General features: G+C 50.3%; 27 protein-coding genes. 10 read left to right on the top strand and 17 right to left on the bottom strand.

Annotated features, from left to right (window positions below; genetic code table 11):
* The first annotated feature begins 43 nt into the window (after positions 1-43).
* The gene (gatB, locus tag BMY60_RS06240; RefSeq protein WP_090332215.1) at positions 44-1,486 is read left to right on the top strand and encodes an Asp-tRNA(Asn)/Glu-tRNA(Gln) amidotransferase subunit GatB; all 1,443 of its coding nucleotides are present in this window, start codon (positions 44-46) and stop codon (positions 1,484-1,486) included.
* A gap of 69 nt (positions 1,487-1,555) precedes the next feature.
* Here the strand turns inward: gatB and BMY60_RS06245 are convergent, their stop codons facing one another.
* Together BMY60_RS06245 and ampD are read right to left on the bottom strand one after the other, a co-directional pair.
* A complete protein-coding gene (locus BMY60_RS06245) occupies positions 1,556-2,314 on the bottom strand; it encodes a prolipoprotein diacylglyceryl transferase (RefSeq protein WP_090332216.1) in 759 nt (252 codons plus the stop codon).
* 95 nt (positions 2,315-2,409) lie between these two features.
* Positions 2,410-3,039, bottom strand: coding sequence for a 1,6-anhydro-N-acetylmuramyl-L-alanine amidase AmpD (ampD, locus tag BMY60_RS06250; RefSeq protein WP_090332218.1), 630 nt, complete (start codon positions 3,037-3,039; stop codon positions 2,410-2,412).
* Positions 3,040-3,126: 87 nt separating this feature from the next.
* Between ampD and tmk the strand changes: the two genes are divergently transcribed.
* On the top strand, positions 3,127-3,759 hold the full coding sequence (tmk, locus tag BMY60_RS06255) for a dTMP kinase (RefSeq protein ID WP_090332265.1): 633 nt from the start codon (positions 3,127-3,129) through the stop codon (positions 3,757-3,759).
* Positions 3,756-4,880, top strand: a complete 1,125-nt coding sequence (holB, locus tag BMY60_RS06260; protein ID WP_090332219.1) for a DNA polymerase III subunit delta' — start codon at positions 3,756-3,758, stop codon at positions 4,878-4,880. Before tmk ends, holB begins: the two co-directional genes overlap by 4 nt.
* A gap of 23 nt (positions 4,881-4,903) precedes the next feature.
* On the opposite strand, the gene BMY60_RS06265 is transcribed toward holB, so the two are convergent.
* Positions 4,904-5,983, bottom strand: a complete 1,080-nt coding sequence (locus BMY60_RS06265; protein WP_090332221.1) for a metal-dependent hydrolase — start codon at positions 5,981-5,983, stop codon at positions 4,904-4,906.
* A 3-nt stretch (positions 5,984-5,986) separates the two neighbouring features.
* Positions 5,987-6,790 (bottom strand): TetR/AcrR family transcriptional regulator, encoded by an 804-nt coding sequence (locus BMY60_RS06270; RefSeq protein ID WP_256250720.1) that lies wholly within the window; start codon positions 6,788-6,790, stop codon positions 5,987-5,989.
* 694 nt (positions 6,791-7,484) lie between these two features.
* On the opposite strand from BMY60_RS06270, the gene BMY60_RS06275 reads away from it, so the two are divergent.
* Complete coding sequence (locus BMY60_RS06275) at positions 7,485-9,341, top strand: ABC-F family ATP-binding cassette domain-containing protein (RefSeq protein ID WP_090332222.1); 1,857 nt, start codon at positions 7,485-7,487, stop codon at positions 9,339-9,341.
* Positions 9,342-9,384: 43 nt separating this feature from the next.
* Here the strand turns inward: BMY60_RS06275 and BMY60_RS06280 are convergent, their stop codons facing one another.
* Both BMY60_RS06280 and BMY60_RS06285 read right to left on the bottom strand, forming a co-directional pair.
* Entirely contained in the window at positions 9,385-10,863 is a 1,479-nt protein-coding gene (locus tag BMY60_RS06280; protein WP_090332224.1) for a DUF4139 domain-containing protein, read from the bottom strand.
* Positions 10,864-10,972: 109 nt separating this feature from the next.
* The gene (locus BMY60_RS06285; RefSeq protein ID WP_090332225.1) at positions 10,973-12,991 is read right to left on the bottom strand and encodes a coiled-coil domain-containing protein; all 2,019 of its coding nucleotides are present in this window, start codon (positions 12,989-12,991) and stop codon (positions 10,973-10,975) included.
* A gap of 112 nt (positions 12,992-13,103) precedes the next feature.
* On the opposite strand from BMY60_RS06285, the gene BMY60_RS16000 reads away from it, so the two are divergent.
* Entirely contained in the window at positions 13,104-13,262 is a 159-nt protein-coding gene (locus tag BMY60_RS16000) for a hypothetical protein (RefSeq protein ID WP_218141647.1), read from the top strand.
* Here BMY60_RS16000 and fliR read toward each other — a convergent pair.
* The 7 genes from fliR to fliL form a co-directional block, all read right to left on the bottom strand.
* Positions 13,252-14,049, bottom strand: a complete 798-nt coding sequence (gene fliR, locus BMY60_RS06290; RefSeq protein ID WP_090332227.1) for a flagellar biosynthetic protein FliR — start codon at positions 14,047-14,049, stop codon at positions 13,252-13,254. The genes BMY60_RS16000 and fliR overlap by 11 nt on opposite strands.
* Positions 14,050-14,102: 53 nt before the next feature.
* Positions 14,103-14,375 carry a flagellar biosynthesis protein FliQ gene (gene fliQ / locus BMY60_RS06295; protein WP_090332228.1) on the bottom strand — a complete coding sequence of 91 codons (273 nt, stop codon included), beginning with the start codon at positions 14,373-14,375 and terminating at the stop codon, positions 14,103-14,105.
* Positions 14,376-14,393: 18 nt separating this feature from the next.
* On the bottom strand, positions 14,394-15,092 hold the full coding sequence (gene fliP, locus BMY60_RS06300; RefSeq protein WP_143057378.1) for a flagellar type III secretion system pore protein FliP: 699 nt from the start codon (positions 15,090-15,092) through the stop codon (positions 14,394-14,396).
* Between the two features lie 111 nt (positions 15,093-15,203).
* On the bottom strand, positions 15,204-15,641 hold the full coding sequence (fliO, locus tag BMY60_RS06305) for a flagellar biosynthetic protein FliO (protein ID WP_090332231.1): 438 nt from the start codon (positions 15,639-15,641) through the stop codon (positions 15,204-15,206).
* Positions 15,642-15,654: 13 nt separating this feature from the next.
* Positions 15,655-16,152: a flagellar motor switch protein FliN gene (gene fliN, locus BMY60_RS06310; protein WP_090332233.1), complete on the bottom strand. Its 498-nt coding sequence runs from the start codon at positions 16,150-16,152 to the stop codon at positions 15,655-15,657.
* Between the two features lie 15 nt (positions 16,153-16,167).
* Entirely contained in the window at positions 16,168-17,145 is a 978-nt protein-coding gene (gene fliM, locus BMY60_RS06315) for a flagellar motor switch protein FliM (protein WP_090332234.1), read from the bottom strand.
* Positions 17,146-17,151: 6 nt separating this feature from the next.
* The gene (fliL, locus tag BMY60_RS06320; protein ID WP_090332236.1) at positions 17,152-17,625 is read right to left on the bottom strand and encodes a flagellar basal body-associated protein FliL; all 474 of its coding nucleotides are present in this window, start codon (positions 17,623-17,625) and stop codon (positions 17,152-17,154) included.
* Between the two features lie 405 nt (positions 17,626-18,030).
* Here fliL and BMY60_RS06325 point away from each other — a divergent pair, with 405 nt between their 5' ends.
* The 3 genes from BMY60_RS06325 to BMY60_RS06335 are packed head-to-tail and all read left to right on the top strand — an operon-like array spanning position 18,031 to position 22,654.
* Positions 18,031-20,229 carry a M20/M25/M40 family metallo-hydrolase gene (locus BMY60_RS06325; protein WP_090332238.1) on the top strand — a complete coding sequence of 733 codons (2,199 nt, stop codon included), beginning with the start codon at positions 18,031-18,033 and terminating at the stop codon, positions 20,227-20,229.
* A complete protein-coding gene (locus BMY60_RS06330) occupies positions 20,229-21,884 on the top strand; it encodes a gamma-glutamyltransferase family protein (RefSeq protein WP_090332240.1) in 1,656 nt (551 codons plus the stop codon). Before BMY60_RS06325 ends, BMY60_RS06330 begins: the two co-directional genes overlap by 1 nt.
* Positions 21,881-22,654 (top strand): N-formylglutamate amidohydrolase, encoded by a 774-nt coding sequence (locus tag BMY60_RS06335; RefSeq protein ID WP_177166602.1) that lies wholly within the window; start codon positions 21,881-21,883, stop codon positions 22,652-22,654. The genes BMY60_RS06330 and BMY60_RS06335 overlap by 4 nt, the downstream gene beginning before the upstream one ends.
* Positions 22,655-22,755: 101 nt before the next feature.
* Here BMY60_RS06335 and BMY60_RS16615 read toward each other — a convergent pair whose 3' ends face one another.
* The 4 genes from BMY60_RS16615 to BMY60_RS06350 all read right to left on the bottom strand — a co-directional run bounded on the left by BMY60_RS16615 (position 22,756) and on the right by BMY60_RS06350 (position 23,788).
* Positions 22,756-22,875 carry an Hsp20/alpha crystallin family protein gene (locus tag BMY60_RS16615; protein ID WP_371264194.1) on the bottom strand — a complete coding sequence of 40 codons (120 nt, stop codon included), beginning with the start codon at positions 22,873-22,875 and terminating at the stop codon, positions 22,756-22,758.
* Entirely contained in the window at positions 22,839-23,033 is a 195-nt protein-coding gene (locus tag BMY60_RS16195) for a hypothetical protein (protein ID WP_256250723.1), read from the bottom strand. The genes BMY60_RS16615 and BMY60_RS16195 overlap by 37 nt, the downstream gene beginning before the upstream one ends.
* 135 nt (positions 23,034-23,168) lie before the next feature.
* Entirely contained in the window at positions 23,169-23,582 is a 414-nt protein-coding gene (locus tag BMY60_RS06345; protein ID WP_090332243.1) for a hypothetical protein, read from the bottom strand.
* Positions 23,579-23,788 carry a DUF2934 domain-containing protein gene (locus BMY60_RS06350; protein ID WP_090332244.1) on the bottom strand — a complete coding sequence of 70 codons (210 nt, stop codon included), beginning with the start codon at positions 23,786-23,788 and terminating at the stop codon, positions 23,579-23,581. The genes BMY60_RS06345 and BMY60_RS06350 overlap by 4 nt, the downstream gene beginning before the upstream one ends.
* A gap of 311 nt (positions 23,789-24,099) precedes the next feature.
* On the opposite strand from BMY60_RS06350, the gene BMY60_RS06355 reads away from it, so the two are divergent.
* Both BMY60_RS06355 and BMY60_RS06360 read left to right on the top strand, forming a co-directional pair.
* On the top strand, positions 24,100-25,560 hold the full coding sequence (locus tag BMY60_RS06355; protein WP_256250724.1) for a PAS domain-containing sensor histidine kinase: 1,461 nt from the start codon (positions 24,100-24,102) through the stop codon (positions 25,558-25,560).
* The gene (locus BMY60_RS06360) at positions 25,557-26,192 is read left to right on the top strand and encodes a response regulator transcription factor (RefSeq protein WP_090332247.1); all 636 of its coding nucleotides are present in this window, start codon (positions 25,557-25,559) and stop codon (positions 26,190-26,192) included. Before BMY60_RS06355 ends, BMY60_RS06360 begins: the two co-directional genes overlap by 4 nt.
* Positions 26,193-26,376: the final 184 nt, after the last annotated feature.

Here is a 26,376-nt window from a genome sequence, read left to right on the forward strand (position 1 = left end):
GCACTATCCTGTTTCATCAAATATATTGAATTGGAAATCAAATATGCAATGGGAAATTGTCATTGGTCTTGAGATTCATGCGCAACTGTCTACGCAATCCAAGATTTTCTCGGGCGCATCGATTGCATATGGTGCGATGCCCAATACACAGGCCTGTATTGTTGATCTGGCGCTGCCGGGCGTATTGCCGGTATTGAATCAAGGCGCGGTTGAACGCGCGGTCAAATTCGGTCTTGCTATCGGTGCAAAAATCAATTCACCATCCATTTTTGCGCGCAAGAATTACTTTTATCCCGACTTGCCCAAAGGATATCAAATCAGCCAGTATGAGTTTCCTATTGTTGAAGGTGGCAATATCCGCATTCAGACGGGTGAAACTGAAAAAGACATCCGCCTGACACGCGCGCATCTGGAAGAAGACGCCGGCAAGTCCCTGCACGAGGATTTTCATGGTATGAGTGGTATTGACCTGAACCGCGCGGGCACGCCGCTGCTGGAAATCGTTTCCGAACCCGATATGCGCAGCAGTGCGGAAGCAGTTGCTTACGCCAAGATCTTGCATGCCCTGGTACGCTGGATCGGGATTTGTGACGGCAACATGCAGGAAGGTTCGTTCCGCTGTGATGCCAACGTGTCGGTACGTCCGCACGGTAGTGAAGCATTCGGGAAACGCTGCGAAATCAAGAATCTGAATTCGTTTCGTTTTCTTGAAAAGGCAATCGAATTCGAAGCGGAACGCCAGATTGAAATACTCGAAGACGGTGGCAGTGTGCGGCAGGAAACCCGGCTCTACGATGCCAATAAAGGCGAAACGCGCACGATGCGCAGCAAAGAGGATGCCAACGATTATCGTTATTTCCCTGATCCCGATTTATTACCTGTTGAAATCAAGCCGGACTGGATCGCACGGCTGCAGGAAACGCTGCCGGAACTACCGCAGGCCAGACGCGAACGTTATGTATCTGACTTTGGCCTGTCGGCTTATGATGCATCGGTGCTGACCGGTTCGCGAGAACTTTCAGAATACTTTGAGGCCACGGTAAAGCAGTTGCCGGCACAGGCAAAGCTGTGCGCCAACTGGATCATGGGCGAAATCAGTGCGCGACTGAACAAGACGGATATGGACATAGCCGCGTGTCCGGTTGCGCCTGAAGCACTGGCGGCACTGCTGTCGCGTATTGATGACGGCACCATTTCCGGCAAAGCGGCGAAAACCGTATTTGACGGCCTATGGCAAGGCGAAATGGATCAGCAAGTTGACGCCATTATCGATGCAAAAGGGTTGAAGCAAATTTCAGACGATAGCGCGATTGAACAGCAGGTCGATGCTGCGCTGGCGGCAAACGCGCAACTGGTGGCCGACTTTCGCGGCGGCAAGGAAAAGGCGTTTAACGCACTGGTCGGCAAGGTGATGAAAGCGACCCAAGGCAAAGCAAACCCTGCACAGGTGAACGCAGCACTTAGAAAAAAACTGTCCGGTCAATAACTGCCGGTTACGCTGAATTTGGAATCGTCAAATCGTCAAATCGCCATAATGACTTGTTGCAGGGTGAAGTCAGTCCAGCCCGGTACGCAGATTTTTTAATTTGAGTGATCCTGGCGCGAGCTTTTCAGCGCGTTGCAAATAAACCCTGGCGTTGTTTTTCTTGCCGTCTGCGATCGCTTTTTCCGCGAGATGAATGTACATGTCAACCATTTTCTGTATGCCGGCAAGCGCCTCGGCGTTACCGGATTCGATTGTCAGCACTGTCTGGTAGTGTTCGTAAGCATTGTCGCCCGGCGGTGTGGTCATGCGAAAGTCTTTAAGTGCCTTTTCTGCAGCAGCCAGATGCTGTGCGACGGCTGTGTCAACCGGTGCGGGTGCGGTGGATTCAGCATCAGCCGTTCCGGTCTCTGCTGCAACCGTATCTGAATTGACCGCTTCATCGCCCGATGTGTTCGCGTCCGCGCCGCGGTCTGACATGGCGGCTTCTGATTCAGCTGTTTCCGCCTTGGGCATGTGTGACAGATTTTCCGTGCTACCCGCAGCATTTGCCTCCGGATTATCCAGGTCAATAATCAAGTCGGGCGCAAATTCGGTGTCGATGTTGAATTCAGTATCGGGCACATCGGCAAAACCTTGCGTTTCAGCCGGGCCCATCGCGATTCGACCGGCGTCCTGCTGCGCCGAGACAGATGCAGAACTGGTTGCTGTTGCGGTATCAACAGATTCTGCCGCGTCGTTATTTTCCCGTGAAGACAGCAGTTCAACCACGGTTAAAGCGGCGACGATTACGATACCGCCAATCCAAAGCGCATTACTCGAATTCGCCATGAGATAACTCCTATATCATTTTAAGCACGATCAGACACGATGCTATGCATTGGAAACAATGCGCTGCCGTTTGAAACTACTTCCGCTGAAGCTGTTTATTCTGCCCGGTTATGGCCATTACGGCAATATAAAAGTGTTGGTGTATGGCTGATCTGTAGCTTGCTGCTACTGTCAAGGCCATTAAATACGAATTGCTTATAGGCTTGCCAGTCAAAATACGGCCCCGGGTCCGTTTTCCGTCCGGGCGCGATATCCGCGTGTCCGGCGATGTCGGTAATCGGATAATGTTTACACAGGCACTGGGTCAAAGCGGCCAGCGCATTATACTGCGCGTCAATGAATGGCGTTGTGTCACTGCCTTCCAGTTCAATGCCGATGGAAAAATCATTGCACTGGTCTTTTCCACGCCAGCGTGAAGTGCCGGCATGCCAGGCACGTTTGTTACAGGGTACAAACTGGATAATTTCACCATCGCGCCGGATGAAAAAATGGCTGGATACTTTCAGGCCGGCGATGCCTGTATAATAGGAATGCGACTGCGGGTTAAGTTGGTTGGTGAATAATTCAATCACGCCATTGCCGCCGAATTCTCCGGGTGGCAGACTGATACTGTGAATGACCAGCAGGGTGATTTCAGTACCTTCAGGACGGTTATCACAATTGGGGGAAGCGATATATTGAAAACTGTCGTTAAGGTAAAGACAGCTGTCAGCATCAATTTTCATGGAATGATCCAAATTAATCGTTGAATGATCATCTGCGCATGAATGATGATACCTGATAATACACACGATTCTCTACATTACTGGTTTATGTACGCTGGCAAATTTATCACGTTAGAAGGTATCGACGGCGCGGGCAAATCGACGCAGCTTGCGTATCTGTCTGCATTGCTGCAGCAGAAACAGCAGACTGTGGTAGTGACCAGAGAACCGGGCGGTACAGCATTGGGCGAACGGCTGCGTGCTCTGTTGCTCGATCAATCCAGTGCGATGCATCCCGAAACCGAGGCATTACTCATGTTCGCGGCACGACGCGAGCATATCGACAAAGTCATTGTTCCCGCATTGCAAGACGGCAGCTGGGTGGTATCCGACCGTTTTACCGATGCCAGTTTTGCTTATCAAGGTGGCGGCAGGCAAATCGACCGGGAGAAACTGGCGTTACTTGAACAATGGGTGCAGGGCGGTCTGCAGCCTGATTTGACATTATTTTTTGACGTTCCAATCGAACTCGGCCTGCAACGCGTCAGCGCGATGAAAACGCCAGACCGCTTTGAGCAGGAGCGGCAGGATTTCTTTCGGCGTGTACGCGATGCGTATCTGGCGCGCGCGTGTGAGTTTCCGCAACGCATTCATATCATTGATGCGCGTCAGCCTGTCAACGCCGTCAAGGCTGAAGTGGCCAGTACGATTGAAACATTATGTGCAGGTTCTCGGTTATGAATCCATTGCCAGTCTGGCAGCAGCGCATATGGGAGAAACTGATGCGTGGGGGGGTGGTGCGCAGCCACGCCCTGTTGCTCAAGGGCAGGCCAGGTATCGGGAAATACAGGTTTGCACGCATGCTGGCCAAATCACTGTTATGCGTCAATCCGGATGCGCGTCATACTGCTTGCGGGCGATGCACTGGCTGTAATTGGTTTGCGCAACACACGCATCCCAATTTTGCGCTGATTGCACCCGATGCCTTGATGTTAAGCCTGAGCAGCCGTGCTTTAGACGCGAATCATTCAACAAAAGTGCCTGACCCGCCCGCCGGAGAGCGGCAAACGAAACAGCGGGCCGGGCAACAGATCACTATCGGACAGATCCGCGGGTTAAACGATTTTGTGTATTTAACAGGCCATCAGGCGGGCTTCAAAATTGTTCTGATCTATCCTGCGGAAACGATGAATACTGCGGCAGCCAATGCGTTATTAAAAAAGCTGGAGGAGCCGCCCGAGTGTACGTTGTTTATTCTGGTTGCGCATCAGCCGCAACGTGTGCTGCCGACCATTCGCAGTCGCTGCCTGCAGATTGTGATGCCCGCGCCCGATATTGAAACAGCGATACAATGGATGCTGCAACATTGGCCACAACAGACGGATGCCGAAAAATACCCGGACTCGTTGCAACTGGATAAACGGCAATATGCGCATATGTTACTGGCGTTGTCCGGTTATTCGCCGTTTTTGGCATTGCCGTTAGTTGATACGATAGAGCGGCACCGGCAGTTTATCGACGCTGTCAGTACGTATGCAAGCTTTGATCCGCTGGCATTGGCCGAGGCGATGCAACAACAGGAACTGACCGTGACCATTGACTGGCTGCAGAAATGGTGCTACGACCTGGCAGGTTTTCACGTTGCCAGGCGAGTGCGCTATCATCCGTATCTGGAGGCGCGCATTCAACCCCTGTGTCAGCAGATTAACCTGCAGGCGTGTTTGGCGTACCTGCATTTTCTGAACACCCGTCAGCCGCTATCCCGGCATCCTGTCAATGTCCGCTTGTTTTTAGAGGAAATCTTTATTCAGTACGGCAGGCTGCTTGCGTCAGAATCGGCAGTGCCCGAATTCGATGTTTAACTGACGGCCGGTTGCGCAGCAAATCAGTCAATGTAAAACAATCCCCGGTGCCGGGCTATCTGCCAGTCCGGCGCATCGTGTGATCGACATAACCCGAACTGAAACGAAGGCTGCAGTTCCGGGAATTTGAAACGCATGTCATAAAACCAGTAGCAGCGCATTTGGTCTGAATGATCGATGCGCTCGAGCAGCGGATACCGGGCGAACTGACGGAACGGTTTAAATGCAGCGTGCTGCCAGGCAGCGCGAACCGCTTCGGATTGTTCGATATCGTCGCCAAATTGTCTGAGCAAGCGCCAGTGAATGTCCGTGACGGGCTGGTATGCGGCGGCCATTTTCGGCAGCAGCCAGTTTTTTCCAGGTTCGTTTTGCGTATTGTTGTCTGAACCGAGGTCGACGAGCGCCACATAATAACGATCATTTTCTTCAATGATGATTTTCCAGTGAAATGGCGACAGCGGTTGCGGCAGTGCACTGATACACGCTTCCGGCAAGGCGCTGACATGATTTTCCGCGATGTCGAGCGCATGCGTGCGCTGCATAAACAAAAAAACTATATAACCGGCCAGAACGCACATGGCTGCTGCCGCAGGAGTTCTATGGTGTGGATAACGCCACGAAATGATCAAGCCGGAAAGTATTATCAGGGTGAACCACGGGTCGATCACAAACACCAGTGGCAGTGCATAGCGTTCGGTTGAGAGCGGCGCAAACAGCATTAATCCATACGAAGTAATCAAGTCGCCAGCAATGTGAATAGCCAGCCCCAGGCACACGGGCAGGTAAAACAACCGCCATCCGTACTGCGGTGAACCGGTCCGGCTGGCCAGCCATGCAAACAGCTGCGCGAGCAGCCAGGCCCAGAAAGGCAGCAGGATCAACGAATGCGTCGGGCCCTGGTGCCAGTTCAGATAGATCAGGGTGTCGATCAGGCGCAGCGCGAAGTCCAGATCGGGGAATGCCGCCGCAAAAAAACCGGCAGCGGCCAGCAGGTGCAGCGGCAGACGGGCGGTTTTTGCTGTATGCGCCGTTTGATGCGATTGAGCGGTGGCTGCGGCGCGTGCCAGCAGCGCTCCACTCATCGCATGTGTGAGTGGGTCCATGGTTTATTCGGGCTGCGTGCGCGTTTCGACTGCTACATTCCCGGCAGACGTGGCGGGCGCCGATTGGTCGTCGTTGATGCCGCTTGTTGTGGTGTCCGCGATCAGTCTGGTTTTGTTCCCTGAGGTGGCGTCTGGCTGGTGGTTGCTGTCAGCGCGCGCGCGGCCGTAAACTGCCTGATCGAGAATTTCAGCCAATTGTAACTGCTGTGCCAGAAAGGCCCGCGTGCGCTGCGCGTTATCCGATTCGTCGAACATCCAGCGAGTAAATGTCGCGAGATATAGCGTGGTCAGCGCGGTTTCCTCGAGCGCGCGGCGTAAAAAAGTGCCGTCCCGCTGCGCCGCTTCGCGCATCCACTGCACTGTGCGGCTGATGCGCATGATCGCCGGAATCTGGATATGAATGTGTCCAGGCTCGAGCTTGGAACCGATCATCTGGCGTGTGACCGTGCGGTGCGCAGCCAGCGCGTCAAGCCATGCCATGACCAGACGATGCAGGCGTTCGCGCGGCGGCAATGCCAGAAAATCGTCTTGCTTGGCAAGCTTGAGCATGCTGCCGTCGGCGCGGTCGAACCAGGCATCGATAATGTCTTCTTTTTCGCGGAAATACGGACGAATATCATCGAGTGTAATCTTCAGTTCAGCGGCGATATCGAACAGCCGCACAGCCTCCCAGCACGAACGCTCCGCAATGGCAACCGCCTGGTCGACAATCGCCTCGCGCAGATTCGGATAATCAGTCATGGTTTGTATTCTCCGAAGAATCAGGGTAACACCCCGTTTGCAGGAACTATAGCATAAATAATGCATTTGCCATGTTACAGGCGCCTTTGATGTGGCATTCGCCGCAGTAAAATGCCAACAAAAAAATGCTTGTTTTTTTACGTGCAAGACATTTTATCTTTAAATTAGCCGCCGCTTTGTTGCTTTATCTTGCAGTAATTCATGCTTGCGGCAAATGCCGCAACGATAAAGTTTAGTGATGGCTTTGGACATTGATCAGCAGCAGACCAGCAAGTTAAATTTTAATTTTGATGGTCGCGTGCGTTTGTCCACAAAAACTGTGGATAACTCTGTGGACAAGATGTAAATTTTGTATTTAACATCCCTTTACATAACATTTTTCTTTAATCCGATTAATTTTTATACGATTATTAATGATTTATAATCAATAACTTAATTTTTATCCCAATGTTTACACGGGTTTGCGTTAAATTCAAAATCCTTTTCTAAAGGATGTGGATGATTCTTAAATGTCAAGTGTTTTTTTCGCATAAAAATTTTCTGTTTTGCTGCCAGCAGGCGCGAAAATTTTCAGCCGGTAAATGAAGTAAACGGGCTAAATGGCTGTTGTTTATCGTTTTATAGTTTGCATTTATATGACAGTCGCATGACGGAACGGACAGAATTTTTTATCTGTAATTTCTTGACTGAAAATTGCCGGCATTCGATTTTACTCACGAGCGCGAACGGTTACACTATGCAATTTTGATAGTTTGATTTCATGCTCACAATACATTCACTGACTTATCTTCAGGGCGGTACGCCCTTGTTGCAGGACTGCCATCTTCAAGTCTTTGCGGGACAACGCATTGGTCTCGTAGGTAGTAACGGCAGCGGCAAGTCGACGCTGTTTCGTCTGATGCGCGGTTCGGTCAAACCGGATGCCGGCGAGATTGTTTTGCAGGCGGGCAAGACCATCGCATTTGTCGAGCAGGAAATTATCGATACAACACAACCCGCCTTGACATTTGTGCTCGATGGCGACGCCGAGCTGCGGCGACTCGAAAACATTCTGGCGCAGGCGCAACACGATGCAGCCTGGTTCGAGGCGCAACAGCAGTTCGAAGTGATTGACGGTTATGGCGCTCAGGCACGTGCAGCGCAGTTGCTAAGCGGCCTGGGCTTTGCCAGCGACGAACTGCAACGCCCCGTGACACAGTTTTCTGGAGGTTGGCGCATGCGTCTGAATCTGGCGCGTGCGCTGATGCACCGTGCTGACTTGCTGTTGCTCGATGAACCGACCAACCATCTGGATCTGGAAGCGATACTTTGGCTTGAACAGTATCTGGTGCGCTATCCCGGCAGTCTTGTTGTGGTGTCCCACGACCGCGAGTTTCTCAATGCCTGTGTCAACCGTATCGCGCATATCCATCGCCGGCGGATCGAGAATTATACCGGTAATTACGATGATTTCGAGCGTGCACGCGCGGAGCGGCTGCAGCAGCATACGCAGGCGTATCAACAGCAGCAGAAACAGATCGCACACATGGAGGATTTTGTGCGCCGTTTTCGTGCCAAGGCGACCAAGGCAAAACAGGCGCAAAGCCGCATCAAAGCGCTGGAGCGGTTAACGCGGATTGCACCGGTGCATATCGAAAACGGCCGTTTTGAACTGCAGATCGACGCACCTGAACGCAGTCCTGATGTGCTGCTGCGGGCCAAGCAGATAAGCTTTGGTTTTGCAAACAGACCGTTGTTTGAAAAGGTGCAACTGGTGCTGCAGGCAGGTGCGCGCATCGCATTGCTGGGACCGAATGGCGCCGGAAAATCTACGCTGATCAAGTTGCTGACTGGAGACATTCTGCCCGATTCCGGTACAGTTGAATGGGCGCCGAATCTGCGCATCGGCTACTTCGCGCAGCATCAGCTCGATCTTCTGGATGCCAATGCGACGCCGCTGCAGCATCTTGCGCGTCTTGCGCCCGAACATACCGAACTGGTTTTACGCAGCTTTTTGGGGCGCTTCGGTATGGGCGGGGATACCGAAAACCGGCCGGTAGGCACATTTTCAGGCGGCGAAAAAAGCCGTCTGGCGCTTGCACTGCTGGCGTGGAAAAAACCGCATCTGCTATTGCTCGACGAACCGACCAATCATCTGGATCTGGATATGCGTGATGCGCTGACACTGGCTTTGGAGGCATATACAGGCGCCGTGGTGCTGGTTTCGCATGACCGTAGCCTGGTGCGTGCGATCGCGGATGAATTATTGCTGGTCGCAGACGGTCGTGTGCAATTGTTTGATGGCGATCTGGATGATTACAAGCAGTGGATCAATACCAGACGCGCTGAGGCGGTGCAAGCGCGTCCGCATCCGGCAGCGGAAAAAACAAGACAGAAGCCGCCAGTCAGAGCAAATAAAAAAACATTGCTTGCCAAACAGTCGAAGCTGGAGGCAGCTATCGATGCCGCTCAGAAAGAGCTTGCCGAAGCGCGCCGGCAGCTGGCAGATCCGGTAATTTATACGCAACGCACGCGTACGGAAATTGACCAGCTCAGCGTTGTGCATGACATGCTTGAACAAAAAATCGCCGATCTGGAAGAAAGCTGGCTGGAACTGGAAATGACGCTGGAGGAATAAAATAAGGCGGTGCTCGTTATAATTGTATGCATAAGTTGAATCGCTACAGCGCGGTCAGGACGCGGAACGCTAATACAGTATCACGCTCAGCGGGTAATTCAATACGCCATTCGGCCGTATTAGCGGTGATTTTCTGATGTGGATGCGATTCGGACAGCATGCGCCAGTCACCGGGAACGGGTTCGCGGACGATTACCGTGACGGCTTCTTTTTTTGCGTTGCTGAGCGTGATCCGGTGCGCTGTCTCGAATTGCCGCGTATTCGGATCAGGCGATGGAATTTTTTTAAAGTCAATCTGTTTTTTCTCTGCTGTAATATCGAATGCCTGCCCCAGTTGCAGCCGAACCATCACATTGCCGGGTGTGTGGCTTAGCGTGTCTTCGCCGACAAAATGCAGATCGTTATGTTGATCCCGCTTGTAGGCGCGAATGATACCGGCCGGTAACGGTACACCCAGCTCGCCGCCGTTGTTGCGGAATTTAATGAAAGTGTCTACCGCCTGTTTTTGTTCGGCATGGCGGTAATGGCCAGAATAATAATGATTCTGTCCTGTTAAAATAAACTGCTTTTCGATTGGAATCGCACGCGCGGACATGAAGGCAACTTGCTGACTTTGATTGTCGCGTAACGTGGTTTTGACAGGAAGCGGATAACGGTGCAGTTCAAAATGTGCGGTATTGTCGATATCGGCAGCTGCTGCGCTCATGGATTCAAGTTCCCGGCTGAATTGTTTGGCCACGGGGCGGCTGGCAGGTTGTACCTGGTTGATATCACCGGCGATCAATTGAATTCTGGCATGGTGAAAATCGATGCCGCTCTGGTTCGTGAGCGTGGCCATACCGGTCAAACTGGCCTGCCGGTCTTGTTGATCGAGTTCTAAAATATAATCAGCCTGCCACGAAAGCCCATGGCTCAGGTATGTTAACTGCAATGGCTGCGGTTTGTTATGCCGGGTTATCTGGCTGTCCAGTACAGCCGTCATTGCCGGTTTGTCGCGCAACCCATCAGGGATTTCAGAAAATGCCAAACGGCCGGGCATGCCGGTCTCAATACGATCGGAAAACTTGAGGATGATGCCGCCGTTGGTCGTCAGCACCGTGGCCGTCTCTTTGTGTTCGTCGCCGGTAGCCGGATTTAAACGTATGACAGTGACTGGTTTGCCAGTATGGCTCTCCAGTAATTGTTGTGGTGTCAGCAAATTCAGATTAAAGTGCTGAGCCACGGTTTGCAGCAGTTCGGGCCGCTCTGAATGACTTAACCAAGCGGTCTGCGGTTTGATTCTGGCGGAGATTTCCTGCCAGACCAGACGGTTGAGGCCGTGCTGCAGCGTGATATGGCGGGTATCCTTAACCAAGGCAAGGTCATGCTGGTACAGTGAAAGCGCTATTTCCGCCTGATCGCCGCGGGTTGTGGTTATCTCGGTAGCGGCAAATGCTGCTTGCAGGCTGATAGCGGCCGCTATGATCAGCCCGGCCAGTGTAATGATGTAAATGGTTAAACGGCGGGCAAGGGTTTTGTTCATGGCTGACTCCTGTTCCAGACAATTGTTGATGGCGGGGTTTTGAACGGCTTTGTTGTTTCGCGCCGAATACGCCGGGCCTGATAAGCCCGCTGGGAATTGTACCAGTGTGTCAGGGCTTGCGGGGAGTGCGGGTTATCGCAATCGCAGCGGATGATGCAAGATCCTTTTCGGGCGGGGTGGATATAACACCGGGTTTTGTTTGATCAGATGCTGGACGAATTGATTGAACGGCTGTATCCGGTGACAATAGCGGGATGGCTGGCTGCGCATGGTGATGCGCTGTTGCGGCCAGTACGGCGCGTATTCTGGCCGTTGCCGCTGCTGTTGCTTTTTTGTTTTCTTCAGTTTGCGCAATGATCGCTTCGTTGGCCATGCGTTCGACAGTTTCACGCCGTGCGGCTTCCTCGCGGGCCTTTTCCTCCAGTTCAGCGCGTTTGCTGATAATAGCCAGTGCGGCGGAATCGGCTCTGGCTTTAGCCAGAGCTGCTTCGGAGGCTTTGGTTTCCGCGTCTAACAGGGCTTTTGCTTTGTTGGCAGCGTCAATTTTTGCTTGCGCCCGGGTAACAACGAGACTGGTGATTTTCTGTTCGGTTTGCAAACGTTCGGCGGCCGCGCGCTTTGCATCCGTCATCGCCTGGATGCGCAGCTCGGCATCCGCGAGCAGGCGTTGTTCGGTCTCAGCCTTGGCGCTGGCTTCTTCGGCCGCTCGAAGATCAGCGTTGGCTCTGGTTTCAGAAATTTCTCGGGCGTGTTTTTCAGCTACGGTTTTTTGCTCGGCCGCTTCCGTGGCAGCGATATCTGCCTGTTTGCGCGCCCGGGCTTCTGCGGCAGCCTGCAGGCAGGCTTCGCGGCGAATCTGTGCGGCCTGCGCTGCTTCTGTCTCTGTTGCTTTCTGTTGCTCAGCGGCGGTACGGGCGTCGCGCTCGGCGTTCAGTTTGATCTCGGCTGCAGTTTTTACTTCCAGTTCACACTGTAAGCGCTGGCTTTTTTCAGCCAGTGTCTGGGATTCGATTTGTATGCGTGCGCGAATGGCTGCAGCGGCTTCCGACTCTTTTTGTGCTATCGATTCCGAAATTTGCGCAGCGGCTGCCTCCGCTTCTTTTTTCGTGCGCGCCATTTGTGCCGCTTCTGCATCCTTTTGCTGGCGTTGTTGTGCGGTTTCGGCTGCCTGAGATTCCTCTTTGGCTTTTTCCTGCGCGGCCCGCGCTGCATCGGATTCTGCGCGCACACGGGCCTCAGCCGAACACCGGGCACTGGTTTCTGCCTCCAGGCGCTTTGCAATTTGTTGCTGAATTTCGGTTTCCAGACGTGTACGCTGCTGTATTTCCTCCAGCTCTTTTTTCTCCGCACTAGCATTTGCATTGGCCAAAGCAAGCTGCTTTTCGTTTTCGCGGATTTTTGCTTCAGCGATTTCCCTGGCGCGGTTTTCGGCCTCGATAACAGCCAGCGCAGTTTGTTGCGCCTGTTCGGCTTTTTCTGTATTGTTTTTAACGGTTTCCGCTGCTTTTTTTTCAGCGCGCAGCTGTGCATCCGATATGTCAAGCGCAGCGGCTTCCTGACTGACCCGCTCGCGGGCCTCTTCTACAATTGCGGATTCCGTTTTGAGCTTGGTGTGCAAAATAACAGCCAGTTCTTTTTCGGCCTTGATTTTTTCTTCCGCAAGTTGCCGTGCCTGGATTTCCCTTTGTCTGTTTGCTCTGGCTTCATTCGCCGCCAACGATTCAGCTTGCGCGCGTGATCTGGCTTCTTCGGTAGCCTGTGTCTCGGCCTTGAGCCGTTCTTCAGCGGCAACGCGTGCTTTGGCTTCTGCTCTTGCTCTGGCTTCGGCGGCAACCCTGGCTTTTGTTTCAATTGCCAGTCTTTTTTGCGCTTCTTGGATGGCGTGGTCTTCCGCGCTCAGGCGTTCATGATGCTCCCGTCTGAGTTGATGCTCGATATCGGCAAGCGTCATGTTGTCGTCCGATGCCGGTTGATATGATTGCAGCAGGTCGGATTGTCCGGCTGGATGTCCTGGCAAATCCAGAAAATACAAATCATTGTCGGCCGCATTAGCAATCGTCGGTTCAAAAGATTCGTTCGACGGCGATTTTTTTCGCAATGATTGAATTAATCTGGATTTGAATGTCATGTTCTGTTGTACCTGATTATACTGCGCAATCCTTATCTTATTTGGCAATAATCCTTAAACATCTTGTGTTGGAAGCTGACTCTCAAACAGGCAAATCTGCATAACCTGTTCAGTGGGCATGCTTTTTAATAGCAGCATTTTATCATTTTTTAAAAATGTAACGCTTGGGATAAAGGACAAAATAAAGCCTATTTCTTATTTGGCGGATGATGAATTAAATGCGTTGCACCATACGGATTGGCAGGTGTCCGGCGTTGAAATCATGGTATAGCGATGCCAGGCAGATTGACCAGGTGTGACATAAATTCGAATCCATTTTGAATCAATTTTTCCAGTATTGGCGTATAAAAGGTGATGCTCAGTGCAAGCATCAGGAAACCAATTGATAATGTAATCGGGAAGCCGACAGCAAAAATATTCAATTGTGGCGCTGCACGGGTCAATATGCCGAGTGCCAAGTTGGTGATCAGTAACGCGGTTAATACCGGCAGGGCAAGCTGAAGGCCGGATTTGAAAATTTCTCCGCCCCATTCTGCCAGCAGACTGAACGACAATACAGAGATGCCGTCTGCCCCGATGGGCAACGCATTAAAACTTTGCGCGATCAGGGCGATCATGAGCAAGTGACCATCGATTGCCAAAAAAGCCAGACTTGCAATAATGCCCAGAAACCGTCCAATCAAGGCGACCTGACCGGAGCTTTGCGGATCAAAAAAAATGGCGAAAGCGAGGCCCATTTGCAAGCCGATGATTTCTCCTGCCATTTCGACAGCAACAAAAACGATACGCATGACAAGCCCGATTGCTGCGCCAATAATTATTTGCTGAACTAAAATCAATAATCCGGTACCCGAAAAGGGATCCGCTGACGGGGCGGGTTGTTCGATAGTCGGCGCAACCAGTATTGTAATCAAAATCGCGAGTCCTACCTTGACTCTGACCGGCACACTGGGGTTGCCGAGTATTGGCGCGCTGGCGATCAACGCGAGAATCCGAAACAGCGGCCATATGAATGCCGCCATGACGGCATCCAGTTCAGCGCTGGTGATGCTGATCACGGGTCAGCTTATGCGTCGTTTTATTCATCAATGGGCCGGTGTGTGGCAAGCGGTTAACTGACCGCAAGCCAGGGGATGCTGGTGAATAAACGGTGCATGTAATCGGTCATGACACTCAGCATCCAGGGTCCGGCAACCACCATAACCAGAAACATGACCAGCAGTTTTGGTATGAAAGACAACGTCATTTCATTGATTTGCGTGGCAGCCTGAAAGATACTGACAATCAGACCCGTAATCAGCGCGGTCAGCAATAGCGGAGCGGAAATCATGAAGGTGATTTCAAGTGCTTGCCGGCCAATGGTCATCGCATTTTCTGGCGTCATGACTTTTCCTTTTATCGGTCAGGTGAAAAAACTTTGTGTCAGCGATCCAATCAATAAATGCCAGCCGTCGACCAGAACAAACAGCATTAACTTGAACGGCAGGGAAATAATCATTGGCGAAAGCATCATCATACCCATGGACATCAAAACGCTGGCGACGACCATATCTATGATCAGAAATGGAATAAAAATAATAAAGCCGATCTGGAACGCGGTTTTTAGTTCACTGGTGATATAGGCTGGCACCAGTATCTTGAAGGGTACTTGCTCCGGGGATTCAATGTCATCATGATCGGCAATTTGTATGAACAATGCCAGATCGCTTTCCCGTGTCTGATGCAGCATAAAGGTGCGCAGCGGCCCACTGGCGATATCGGCGGCTTCCATGATATCGATTTTGTCTTCCGAAAATGGCAGATATGCTTCGTTATAAACACGATCGATAACGGGTGACATAATAAAAAATGTCAAAAACAGAGCAATTCCGATCAATACCTGGTTGGGAGGGGAAGACTGCGTTCCCAGTGCCATGCGCAGCAATGACAGGACGATAATAATACGCGTAAAACTTGACATCATCAGCACCACCGCAGGAATGAATGTCAACGATGTGAGCAGTATCAGCGCCTGTAGGCTGAGAGTATACGTGGAACCGCCATCGGGCGCGGGCGTGCTGGTAAATGCGGGAAAACCGGATTGCTGTGCCAATGCCGGCATAGCAAAGCAACCTGAAAGCAGGATGGCCAGTTTTAGAAGTTTGTGTAGGATATGTCGCATTCTGGTTCAATAATTGCCGTGATTACACTGAGAATTAATCATAAGCCCTTGTTAAGGTAGCTCGTTTTTACTGATGCTTTTATTCAGTATTTTTGAAAATTGCCCGGCTGATTTTTCCGTTTTCTGTTCTGCAGCATGCTGCGGTGGTTTTTCCGTGCTGTGCAGTGTGTTGATTTGACCGGGCGTGACGCCGAGTACCAGCCGGGTTTCTCCGATTTCCACAATTACGACGCGCTCGCGCTGGCCAATGCTGGCAGCAGCAACGACTTTAATGTGACCTGTTGCTGCTGCCGGAATATTGGCAAAGCGTTTAAACAGCCAGGCAACAACGACAATGATCATTAATACCAGCAGCAGACCGGTAATCATTTTCGTGATACTTTCAGCCGCGATGACTGATTCCGGCTGAACCGGGTTTTTGGATTCCGTCTCAGCCAAAACCGCCAATGGACAGGTAAGCAGCAAAAACAGGCAACAATGTTTCAACATGACAAATGACCGGTTATCGATTGAGTTTGCGGATTCTTTCGCTGGGCGTAATGATGTCTGTGAGCCGGATACCGAATTTGTCGTTAACGACTACGACTTCGCCCTGAGCGATCAGACATCCATTAACAAGAACATCCATCGGCTCACCTGCGAGTCCGTCCAGTTCAACAACCGATCCTTGTGCCAGTTGCAGTAAATTCTTGATGGCGATTTTGGTACGACCGAGTTCCACTGTCAGTTGAACCGGAATATCGAGAATCAGGTCGATATCGTTTGACGTATTAGTCAACGCGCCCTCGTTGGAGAATTGCTTGAATACTGTGGCGCTGGCGTTTTTTGTGCCTGGAAAAGCGCCATCCTGAACACTGTTATTCGTACCGGCAGCTGGTTCCTGTTCAACCGTTGTTTCGGCAGCGACCGCTGTATCCGGGTTTTGTGTGGTTGCTTCCTGTTCAGCCATCGCTTCTGCCCAGCTGTCCAGTTCGTTTTGTTCTGCTGTAGTATCTGTCATTTGATTCTCCGGTAGTTAATCGGCTTCTTTTTGGGAAATCATGGAATTCACCTTGAGCGCATATTGTCCGTTGATAATGCCGTAACGGCATTCCATGACCGGAACGCTGTCAACTTCTGCAATTACGGATTCCGGGATGTCAATCGGTACAACGTCGCCAACTTGCATTCCGAGAATCTGCTCAAATGTCATTCGGGTCTGCCCCAGGTTCGCAACCAGTTCAACTTCCGCTCCCTGTATTTGTCTGGACAGCGATCTTACCCAGCGTTTGTCAATATCCATTTGTTCACCTTGTAATGCACTATAAAGTAGGTCGCGGATCGGTTCGACCATCGAATAGGGAATGCAGACATGAAATTCTCCACTATTGCCACTGAGATCAAGATCGAAAGAAACGCACACGACGACTTCATTGGGCGTGGCAACCGAAGCAAATTGCGGATTCATTTCGGAGCGGACATATTCAAACTGAACCGGATAAACCGGCTTCCAGGACTTTTCATATTCTTCGAATACCACATTCAGCAGCCGTTTAATTATGCGCTGTTCGGTTTCGGTAAAGTCACGCCCTTCGACGCGCGAGTGGTAGCGTCCATCGCCGCCGAACAGATTGTCAATAATCAGAAATACCAGGTCCGGTTCGAAAACCATCAAGGCAGAGCCGCGCAGTGGTTTGATTTGAATAATGTTCAGATTGGTCGGCACCACGAGGTTGCGGACAAATTCACTGAATTTGATAACTTTGACAGGCCCGACCGCAATGTCGACCGTGCGGCGAATGAAATTGAAGAGCCCAATGCGCAGCAAACGCGCGAAGCGTTCGTTAATAATCTCAAAGGTGGGCATGCGCCCACGGACAATACGCTCCTGCGTTGCGAGATTGTACGTCCTGACGCCGGACTCAACATTCTCCTGTTTTTCTTCGTCCTGTTCGCCAGTCGCACTTTTCAGCAGTGCATCGACTTCGTCTTGTGAGAGAAAATCTTCTGCCATTTGGTTTTATTGAATAACAAATGAAGTGAATAAAACTGCCATAACCTCTTCGCGCAGTATCTCTGAATCAAGCGATTTCTTGATTTCTTCGGTTAATTCCGCGCCTAATTGTTTTTTGCCAATCAAAGTGGAGACATCGTTTGCGGTTTTACTGGTTAACAACAGGAGAACCCGGTTGCGGATTTCGGGCATTTGCCGGTCGATCTCTTGAGAAACATCGGTATCACGGATTTTTACCGTTAATCCGAGTTGGAGGTACTGGTTTCTGTCTTCTGGCTGTAAATTAACCGTAAAGATGTCAAGCTCTTTAAACGCAGTGGGTATTTTTTTGGGACGGGCGGGCTCGTATTCATCTTCCTGTTGTCCTTGCATAAAAAACCACGCGCCGCCAGCGCCTGCCCCGATGGCAATAACCGAGACAAGTATCATGATGACCAGTCCTTTTTTGCCGCTTTTCTTTTCTGCTGCTGTATCTGACATTTCATAGGCTCCGTGCTTAATTGCCAGGCATTATGAAAGATGTCGACAACGCTTGATATGGCAAATAACAAGCAATTATTAGGTTTTTTTAAGATACCGGTATTTCAGGCTGATACTTTGTCCAGCAAAATTGATATTTTCTTCTGTATCTGCCCTGCCAGTCGCATTGAGTAATTGGCACTCCCTAATGCGAAATTGTTGGCGTATGTGGGTTTTCCTGCAGGTATTATTCCTGGTGATTTCAAACGCTATTATTTGTGCTAATCTGAACTAATCTATTTGCATGCCGCACGTTTTGACTTGACCGAGGCCGCGATCAAGGCGCGAAACCAAACGCAGTATTTTTGTAAGCCATGATTCGCTGGCTGCCGTTGGGAACAATAAATTGACTATGGAGAAAATGCCATGAAAGTTGCAGTTATTTTCAATAAACGCAAAAAAAGTCAGGGTGAAGGCGTGATCAACGTTTTTGGCGCGCAGAATCAGGAAACCTATAATCCCGCTACGGTTGAGCGTGTTGCAGCGGCTTTGGAACAGGGCGGGCATAATGTGCGTGTAATTGACGGCAATATACATGTGATTGAGCAGTTGCAGGAATTCATGCCGAGGGTGGTGCAGGGGGATCAGCCGGGCATGGTGTTTAATATGGCCTATGGCATTCAGGGAGTTAGCCGTTATACGCATATTCCTTCGTTGCTGGAGATGCTTGGCATTCCCTATGTCGGTTCCAGTCCTGCCGGCCATGGCATCGCGCTGGACAAGGTGACCACTAAGGTTATGGTTCAGGCCGCGGGCCTGCCGACAGCACCATACTGGGTGTTCCACAATGCTGATCAGATTCAGGGCGACCTGCCGTTTCCCGTGATTACCAAGCCCAAAATGGAAGCGGTATCGCTTGGCATTCAGGTGATTCACGACATGAATTCGTTGAGATCGGCAATCTCAGGATTGATCGATCAGTTCAAACAGCCTGTTCTCGTCGAACAATTCATTCCCGGCAGAGAGTTTGCGGTGGGCGTGCTGGGCAATCAGGATCCCGAGATTTTTCCGATTGTTGAAATTGATTTGGAGGGCGATCCACTCGGTATTCAAAGTCTGGAAGATAAACTGAAAAAACCAAAAAACAAAATTTGTCCGGCGCAGATCGACGACAAGCTCGCCAGTGAATTACGCAGGTTAACCGTGGAAACGTTTAAGGTGCTCGGAATTTTCGATTTTGGCCGCGTTGATTTCCGCATGGATCAGGACGGCAATCTGTATATTCTTGAGTTGAATTCCATGGCCAGCCTCGGCTTAACGGGGACCTACGTCAGCGCGGCAAAAGTTGCGGGCTATACGTATGAATCCTTAATCAATCGCATGCTGGATGTTGCGGTTGAACGTTATTTCGGCAAAGAGTTTGAGGATGCTGCATCGGGCCATGAGCATCCGGCAGCAGCCCAGAAGAAAGACCCGCTGCGAATCAGACTCAGAAGTTATCTGCGCAGCAATATCGATACGATGGAAGACTATCTGTCCAAAATGGTGGATATCAATTCCTTTATTGAAAATGTAGAAGGTGTTAATACGCTGGGCCGGTGGATTTCAAGCCAGCTATCCGGTTCCGGTTTTGACAGGCAGGTTTTTTCGATGTCCGAGTTCGGTAATATGCTTTATTTTACCAACCATACCGGGGAAACTAATGATGTACTGATTGTCGGCAACCTTGATAATCCCGTGGATTATGAGGACTACATTCCTTTTTCCGAGGAACGTGGGCGCATTTACGGAACGGGCGTGGCCAGAGGAAAAGGAGGGATTGCTGTTCTGCTTGGCGCGTTGAAGGCATTACGCTACACGCGTGCCCTCAGGCGCGTCAAGATCGGTCTGTTGTTTATTACGGATGATTCAAAAGGCGGCGTGGCATCGAGCAAGATAATGCATGAGTTGTCTTCAAAATCGGATTATGTGTTGGGATTGAGCGGAGGCGGTCCCGGCGGTGATATTGTGACTGCAAGTCTGGGTTCCACCTGCTTTAACGTCGAAGTCAACCGCAAGCAAGGTAGGGCGTCCAGTCAGTATTTCTCGGATGAGCACGATCCGGTTCTGTACTGCGCTCAGAAAATCAGTCAGTTAAAAAAACTGAATTCCGTAGAAACCGGTGTTTATGTAACATTGACCGGATTCGAGACGCGTAGCAATGCCGATTTGCCTGCTTATCATGCCGCGTTGTCTTTTGTGTTGCATTTTCAGAATTCCGAACAGAGTAAGAAACTGGATAATCTGGTGATGCGTATCTTCGCACCCAAAATGCAAGATGCCGTTCGTGTTAATATCACAAAGGGAGCGCATAGAAAACCGTTTTTGCAGAACGATAAAACCCTGCAATTTTACGATCAGATCGAAAAAATCGCCAAGGTGGTTGAAGTGCGCATTATTCAGGAAGACGCCGGTATCGCTTCCTTGCTGGCGAATGTCGCGCCCGGAGTCGCCGCGGTTGATGGCATGGGTCCCCGAACCGGCGGCTACGGTTCGAGAGACAAGTATATTGTGCGTGACAGCATGATCGACCGCAGTGTGTTGCTGGCGTATCTGATTTACAAAATTGGGAAAAATTTTGCCTGATGAATCTGCATATTATTGAGGGGCGTTTTACGCCGTCTGAGGACGGCAAGTGTGCTGAAGCATCAGACGGCATGGTGTCGACCGCTTTTCCGCAGGCGACTCAGGCCGGGGTGGAAATGCTGCGCAAAGGCGGTAATGCCATCGATGCGGCCTGTGCCGCGGCATTTGCGCTTGGCGTTTGTGAACCGCAGGCCAGCGGACTGGGTGGCCAGTCGCACGCGATCATGCATTTTCAGGGTAAAACTATTGCTATAGACGGATCCAGCCGCGTACCTTCATTAGCGCACCTGGATCAGATAACCGGAAATCACCAGTTAGTCAAAGGACACCGTGCGGCAACCGTGCCCAGTACGCCGGCTGTACTGGGTTATTTGCATTTTCGTTACGGCTCGCTGGACTGGTCTGAGATACTGCAACCAGCCATTCAACTGGCATCTGACGGTTACCGGATTACACAGTTGCAGCATAATTTGCAGAAACGTGAACTGAAAAATTTTTTAAAGATACCCGGGCGGTCCGGTGCGCAGTATTTTCTCAAAGACGGCAAACAGCCCTACAAGCCTGGTGACTCGTTCAGGCAGCCTGACCTGGCGAGGTTGCTCGAGAAAATCGCCTGGCACGGGATCAAGGCATTTTATACGGGGAGTGTCGCTGAACAAATTGATCAGGATATGCGCCGGCATGACGGATTTCTCAGAGCGGAGGACCTCGCGCATATTCCCTGGCCTGTGGAGCGAAAGCCGTTGCGCAGAAATTACCGGAGTATCAAGGTGTTTACCTCTCCACCGCCTTCAGCCGGCAGAACGCTGTTGTTGATGCTGCAAATTTTAAGGTATCTGCCGCCGCATTTGCTGCTGGAACGCGATCCGAAATCATTTCATTTTATCGCCGAAGCTTTCAGAAAAGCGCTGCTCAATCATAAAGAACGTCCGTTTGATCCCAATGTCTATCCACAACTGCCGGATGACAAACAACTGCTGAGCAGTAATTACGCTAAAAGACTGTCCGCATCGATTTGCGATGTGATTGACGCGACTTTGCCATCGCAGGATATTTATCCCAGTCAATACGATACCACGCATCTATCGGTAATGGATAATCAGGGTAACGCAATCGGTATCACCCAGTCGATAGAACTGGTTTATGGTTCCAAAACGGCCGCTGCCGGGCTGGGCTTTTTATATAACAACTATATGAGTTCACTTGAGTTTAACGATCCGTCGCATCCATATTACCTGCGTCCGAATGCGATACCATGGAGTTCGGTTGCGCCGATTATCTGTTTTTACAAGGACAAATTATGGATGGTTGCGGGCAGCCCGGGCAGTGAACGGATTTTTTCAACCATGAGCCAGTTCCTGTTTCACATAGCAGATGGCGGCATGCCGATCAGTCAGGCTATGACTTACCCAAGATTTCACTGCTCCGTTGGTGGAACGCTGAGCATAGAAGCCGACCGTTTTCCGGCGGAAGTATTGGGTTATCTGCAGTCGGCAGGCTACAAAATGGATTTGCGCGAGCCGTATTCTTTTTATCTTGGCGCAGTGCACGCGGTCCTCAAATGTCAGACCAGCACTCTGTTCCAGGGTGTTGCGGAGATTCGCAGGGACGGCAGTGCGTCCGGTGTGTCAGATCCGGAAAAATCAGTGTCATGACGCCGTTTCCTGTTTTACTTTCTATACCGCATGGCGGAGACCAGGCCCCTCCCGAATTGATACGCCATATTGTGATTTCGAAGCAGGCCATGCTGGCGGATAGCGATTTCCGTACCCGTGAAATTTATGGTCTAAGCGAGGAAGCTGCGGCAGTTGTCGATACGCCGATTGCGCGTGTCTATGTGGATTTGAACCGTGCCCCGGACGATTTGCCACCCGCCAATCCCGATGGTGTGATCAAGCGCCTCAGTTGCCACGGGGTGCAAATTTACCGTGATGAAATATGGCGCGATCAAGCCCTGGTGCATACGTTGCTGGAGAAATATTACGTTCCCTACCATCAAAAAATACAATTCATGCTTCAAAGCCGTCAGGATCTTGAATTGATGCTGGATTGCCATTCCATGGAGGCAGTCGGGCCTGTGATCGGCCCTGACCAAGGTGCTATGCGTCCGGCTATATGCCTTGGCAGCCGGCACGGCGGCAGTTGCAGTCCTGCAACAGTACAACGCTTCGCTGCAATCATGCGCCGCGCTTTTGAGTTGCGTGAAGGTCAGGTAACGATAGACCGGCCATTTGCTGGTGGTTACATTACCAGGCATTATGGCAACAATCCGCTGCCCTGCATTCAGATAGAGTTAAACCGCGGGCTCTATCTTGACAAGGGCGGGTCGAATGATGAACATGCTGCTCAGATCGCTATTCAAAAAATTGTGGAATTACAACAAAAGTTCAGGTATGCGTTAGAACTGTTTTTTGTCCGGGCATGATGCGTTCCTTTGCTTCAATCCGGAAGCCTGTCTCAGGCATAGTGGAATTCGCTGAAAAAAGTATGGCCACCATCCTCGGGCAACACTGCTAACGTATCGGACTACTGCACTTGTATGTTGCGTCGTTTTGCTGTTTCCGTTTTGGGCAAGGTTATTTCCAGAATACCGTTTTTTGGTGACGCCGTTATTTTTGAGTCATCAACGGCGCAGGGTAAATTAATTGAGCGCGCACCAGCATTTCGCTTTCCCTGTCGATGACATCTAAGTTGGGTAATCGTTGTTCATCAAATTCAAAAACGTTGTCGAACAGAGGGGTATCGCGCCGATGCCATAATGACGGCTGATTGCGACCAAAGATACGATCGAAAACGCGCTCCATGCCGGCAAAGGGGCGAGACGGCCATAAAAGATGGCTTGGATATCGCTGGCTTCTTTCGGTTGTTACCGGTATATTTTCTTGATTGGATTCAGATATGTTTCTCTCCTTTTTTATTCAGTATAAAAATCCAAGCTATTAAGCATGGAGACGTTTTGTTTCTTTATGAACGGGATAGATCGTGACAATGATCCGATGTTGATCGAACGTATTGGTGTCGTTGAAGTACAGCTCACCGGAAAAGTGCGCACCGTTCATACCGGTTACATTAAAATGGCGGCCGATGCGTGAAAGAAAACGCAAATATGTATTTACGCGCTCACCGTCTTCCAGCAAATCAATCTCAGCCAACTGCGGAATCACCCTGGAAATATGCGGCTTGTCTACTTGACCCGGTGAATAATCTAGCAATCTTGCGCCTTCATCGTTGGTCTCGAGTATTACGCCGTCTTCTGAAAGCATAAAAATAGCCGGTTTACTCTCATCTTGATTTAAATCGCCAAACCATTGGCTATGATGGCCTGCCGTTATTTCTTTTGATTGCGTTTTCATCGGTTTTCCTCCTTTTCCGCCGCCAGCCAGTCGTTCAGTTCATGTCCGGGTGCAAACCCGCGCTCAAGCGCTTTATAGTAAGCTGCTTCTTTGATTCGCAATTGTGATTCAGAAGCCCCGTTACCGGTGTCGGCCTGGGTCTTTCCAGCGCGCTTGACAGTTGGTTTGCCGCTGCGGCTTTGAGGTTTGGTTGCTATCGTTTCCATCCGGATCTCCTTATTATTTAATGAATTAATCTTGTCTCAAATCGAGTTTCTTCCATTAATAAAAAAGCATTTCTGGATTTTTGTTCTTTGCTTTCTGCATTTAAATTCTACCCAAATGCAAAAAAAAATATATACGTGTTGACACGTAGGGGATATCCCTTATATATAGTAAGGTCAGTCAATCCATTAATCCAGATCGAACATGGAATTCCATGCATTCCTTGTCATGAGTCTCTGAAATTGCGGAGAGTAAAAAAATAATCACCGCACATGTTTCAAATGAGCCACCCGGCGACGGAAATTTCCGCAAGTTGCTCGATGCAATGGTTGAAGCGATGTTACTCGTCGATACATCAGGGTCTATCGTGCTGGCCAATTCTGCAGCACAGCATTTATGCGGTTACCCAAATGACGCACTTTGCGGTATGGAAATCGAAATGCTTGTGCCGCATCGCTTTCGAGACCACCATCGCAGGTATCGGGCTATGTATTACAAGCATCCGCGCAAGCGGCCGATGGGCAACGACAGAGATATTAGGCTGTTGAACCGCAGCGGTGAAGAAATCAGTGTCGATATCAGTCTCAGTCCAATTACGATCAAAAAACATCTGTATATATTAGCTACGTTAAACGCCATAGACCGGCGCTATCAGGTTGAAAGCGCGCTGAGGGAGAACGAGGAGCGCTTATGGCTGATTCAGCAGGCCGCTGGTGCGGGCATATTCGATATCGATTGCGTAAACGGCCGGGTTTATTGTGACGAACGCATGCGCGGGCTTTTGGGTAACGAAGCCGGAGAAAATATGGCGCTGGAAAAATTTTTCGCTGCGATTCATCCGGGAGACCGCGCAAAATGCAGGGCAGTATTTGATGAAACGATTGACCTGTCTGCAAATGGACGATGCCGCGGCGAGTTTCGACTCGCGCAACCACCAGATTGTACAGAACACTGGATTGCGACACTGGGGCAGGCCCAGTTCGAAAACGGAAAAGCGAAACGTATAGTCGGTATTGCGCGTGATATTACAGAACGTAAGTTACTTGAACAAACGCTTCAGCAGCAGCGAAATGAGACCGAAGCGTTATTCAGCCAACAGGTTGCCATCATCACCGCATCCGCCATTGCACACGAAATCAATTCGCCGCTGACTGCTGTTTCAGCTTACGGTGAAGTTGCGCATCACGCATTGAGCGTTTCGCCAATCGATTGTGATAGAGCGAAAGTAGCGCTTGACGGGTGTGTGCAGCAGGCGCAGAAAGCTGGAGAAAAACTGCATGAACTAATCGGTTTTCTGCAAAACCGTGAAGTTCAGACCGAAACACTGAATTTAAACCGTATTATAGAGGATGCATTGTTGCAGACACGTAATGACGGATTCGGGGAATTTCAGCTTGCGCTGGATCTGAAGCCAGACCTTCCTGCGGTAAAGGCCAACAGGATTCAAATACAAAGGGTGCTGGTGAATTTGATCAGAAACGCGGTGGAAGCCATGCGGGCAGAGAATGTTGTTAATTCAGAAATTGCCATTACAGTAGAAACATTATCGGGAGAAAATATGGCGATTGTAACAATCAAGGATAATGGTCCGGGCATAGACCGGAATACGATCTGCCGAATATTTGACCCTTTTTTTACCACGAAACCGACAGGATTTGGTGTGGGTTTGTCAATCAGCCGGGCATTGATAGAGGCCAACGGCGGGCAGCTCTGGATTGACCCTGATTTCCGGCATGGCGCGCAGTTTCATTTTACATTGCCTTACGCGTCATGACTGTCAGCCGTTATACCGTTTTTATTATTGATGACGATGCGGCAGTGCGTCATTCGTTAATGTTGATGATCAAGCAGGAAGGTATTTCCGTCCGGGTATTCGACAGTGCTGGAGCGTTTCTCGAGCAGTGCAGCCCGGATGACGAGGGCTGTATTGTTGTTGATATCAATATGCCCGGCATGAATGGCTTGCGGCTTCAGAAGCTACTCAACAGCCGTAACTATATGTTGCCGGTAATTTTTCTTACAGGTTGTGGCACTATTCCCCAAAGCGTCAAAGCGATGAAGGCTGGCGCACTTGATTTTCTGACTAAGCCGGTTACACGCGCCAAACTGATCGCAAGCATCCACTCTGCGTTTTCCGAATGTGAAAAACAACTGCTGGTGGAGAAACATAACCGCAAAGTAAAACATTTTTTAGCAACGTTAACTGAACGTGAAAAAGAAGTGATAGCGCTAATTGTTCAGGGGTTTTCAAATAAAGAAATTGCCGCACATCTGGGTATCAGCCATCGAACCGTTGAAATCCACAGAAGCCATATTATGCATAAATCGGGTGTTGCGAGTCTTCTGGAGCTGGTGCAGCTTGTAAATGATGCTGGTGTGAATGCGCATAGCCTTTCAAATGGATAGCCTGCCAAAATAAGCTGCTTTAGCGAATTTTCAGTTGTATCTGTTGTATATCTATGTGGATGGTGATTCGGATGGCGCCCCGGTAGTCGCAGAGGCAGCTGATCGCACACAGTCAGCGATTCTGACTGTGTGCGATCAGCAACGGCCGGATCTTGAAAAGACTGTGCCGCATGTTAAAGCTGAA

The organism is Nitrosomonas sp. Nm51 (genome assembly GCF_900111165.1).
Taxonomy (GTDB): Bacteria; Pseudomonadota; Gammaproteobacteria; order Burkholderiales; family Nitrosomonadaceae; genus Nitrosomonas.

What these genes read in the sequence shown, in the direction of transcription:
- fliQ (WP_090332228.1), bottom strand. Translation starts at nt 14,375, where the DNA reads ATGACGCCAGAAAATGCGATGACCATTGGCCGGCAAGCACTTGAAATC.
- fliP (WP_143057378.1), bottom strand. Translation starts at nt 15,092, where the DNA reads ATGCCGGCATTGGCACAGCAATCCGGTTTTCCCGCATTTACCAGCACG.
- BMY60_RS06325 (WP_090332238.1), top strand. Translation starts at nt 18,031, where the DNA reads ATGAAAGTTGCAGTTATTTTCAATAAACGCAAAAAAAGTCAGGGTGAA.
- tmk (WP_090332265.1), top strand. Translation starts at nt 3,127, where the DNA reads ATGTACGCTGGCAAATTTATCACGTTAGAAGGTATCGACGGCGCGGGC.
- gatB (WP_090332215.1), top strand. Translation starts at nt 44, where the DNA reads ATGCAATGGGAAATTGTCATTGGTCTTGAGATTCATGCGCAACTGTCT.
- ampD (WP_090332218.1), bottom strand. Translation starts at nt 3,039, where the DNA reads ATGAAAATTGATGCTGACAGCTGTCTTTACCTTAACGACAGTTTTCAA.
- BMY60_RS06265 (WP_090332221.1), bottom strand. Translation starts at nt 5,983, where the DNA reads ATGGACCCACTCACACATGCGATGAGTGGAGCGCTGCTGGCACGCGCC.
- BMY60_RS06245 (WP_090332216.1), bottom strand. Translation starts at nt 2,314, where the DNA reads ATGGCGAATTCGAGTAATGCGCTTTGGATTGGCGGTATCGTAATCGTC.
- BMY60_RS16195 (WP_256250723.1), bottom strand. Translation starts at nt 23,033, where the DNA reads ATGGAGCGCGTTTTCGATCGTATCTTTGGTCGCAATCAGCCGTCATTA.
- BMY60_RS06275 (WP_090332222.1), top strand. Translation starts at nt 7,485, where the DNA reads ATGCTCACAATACATTCACTGACTTATCTTCAGGGCGGTACGCCCTTG.
- BMY60_RS06345 (WP_090332243.1), bottom strand. Translation starts at nt 23,582, where the DNA reads ATGAAAACGCAATCAAAAGAAATAACGGCAGGCCATCATAGCCAATGG.
- BMY60_RS06350 (WP_090332244.1), bottom strand. Translation starts at nt 23,788, where the DNA reads ATGGAAACGATAGCAACCAAACCTCAAAGCCGCAGCGGCAAACCAACT.
- holB (WP_090332219.1), top strand. Translation starts at nt 3,756, where the DNA reads ATGAATCCATTGCCAGTCTGGCAGCAGCGCATATGGGAGAAACTGATG.
- BMY60_RS06360 (WP_090332247.1), top strand. Translation starts at nt 25,557, where the DNA reads ATGACTGTCAGCCGTTATACCGTTTTTATTATTGATGACGATGCGGCA.
- BMY60_RS06335 (WP_177166602.1), top strand. Translation starts at nt 21,881, where the DNA reads ATGACGCCGTTTCCTGTTTTACTTTCTATACCGCATGGCGGAGACCAG.
- fliN (WP_090332233.1), bottom strand. Translation starts at nt 16,152, where the DNA reads ATGACAGATACTACAGCAGAACAAAACGAACTGGACAGCTGGGCAGAA.
- fliO (WP_090332231.1), bottom strand. Translation starts at nt 15,641, where the DNA reads ATGTTGAAACATTGTTGCCTGTTTTTGCTGCTTACCTGTCCATTGGCG.
- fliM (WP_090332234.1), bottom strand. Translation starts at nt 17,145, where the DNA reads ATGGCAGAAGATTTTCTCTCACAAGACGAAGTCGATGCACTGCTGAAA.
- BMY60_RS06280 (WP_090332224.1), bottom strand. Translation starts at nt 10,863, where the DNA reads ATGAACAAAACCCTTGCCCGCCGTTTAACCATTTACATCATTACACTG.
- BMY60_RS06330 (WP_090332240.1), top strand. Translation starts at nt 20,229, where the DNA reads ATGAATCTGCATATTATTGAGGGGCGTTTTACGCCGTCTGAGGACGGC.
- BMY60_RS06270 (WP_256250720.1), bottom strand. Translation starts at nt 6,790, where the DNA reads ATGCATTATTTATGCTATAGTTCCTGCAAACGGGGTGTTACCCTGATT.
- fliL (WP_090332236.1), bottom strand. Translation starts at nt 17,625, where the DNA reads ATGTCAGATACAGCAGCAGAAAAGAAAAGCGGCAAAAAAGGACTGGTC.
- BMY60_RS06285 (WP_090332225.1), bottom strand. Translation starts at nt 12,991, where the DNA reads ATGACATTCAAATCCAGATTAATTCAATCATTGCGAAAAAAATCGCCG.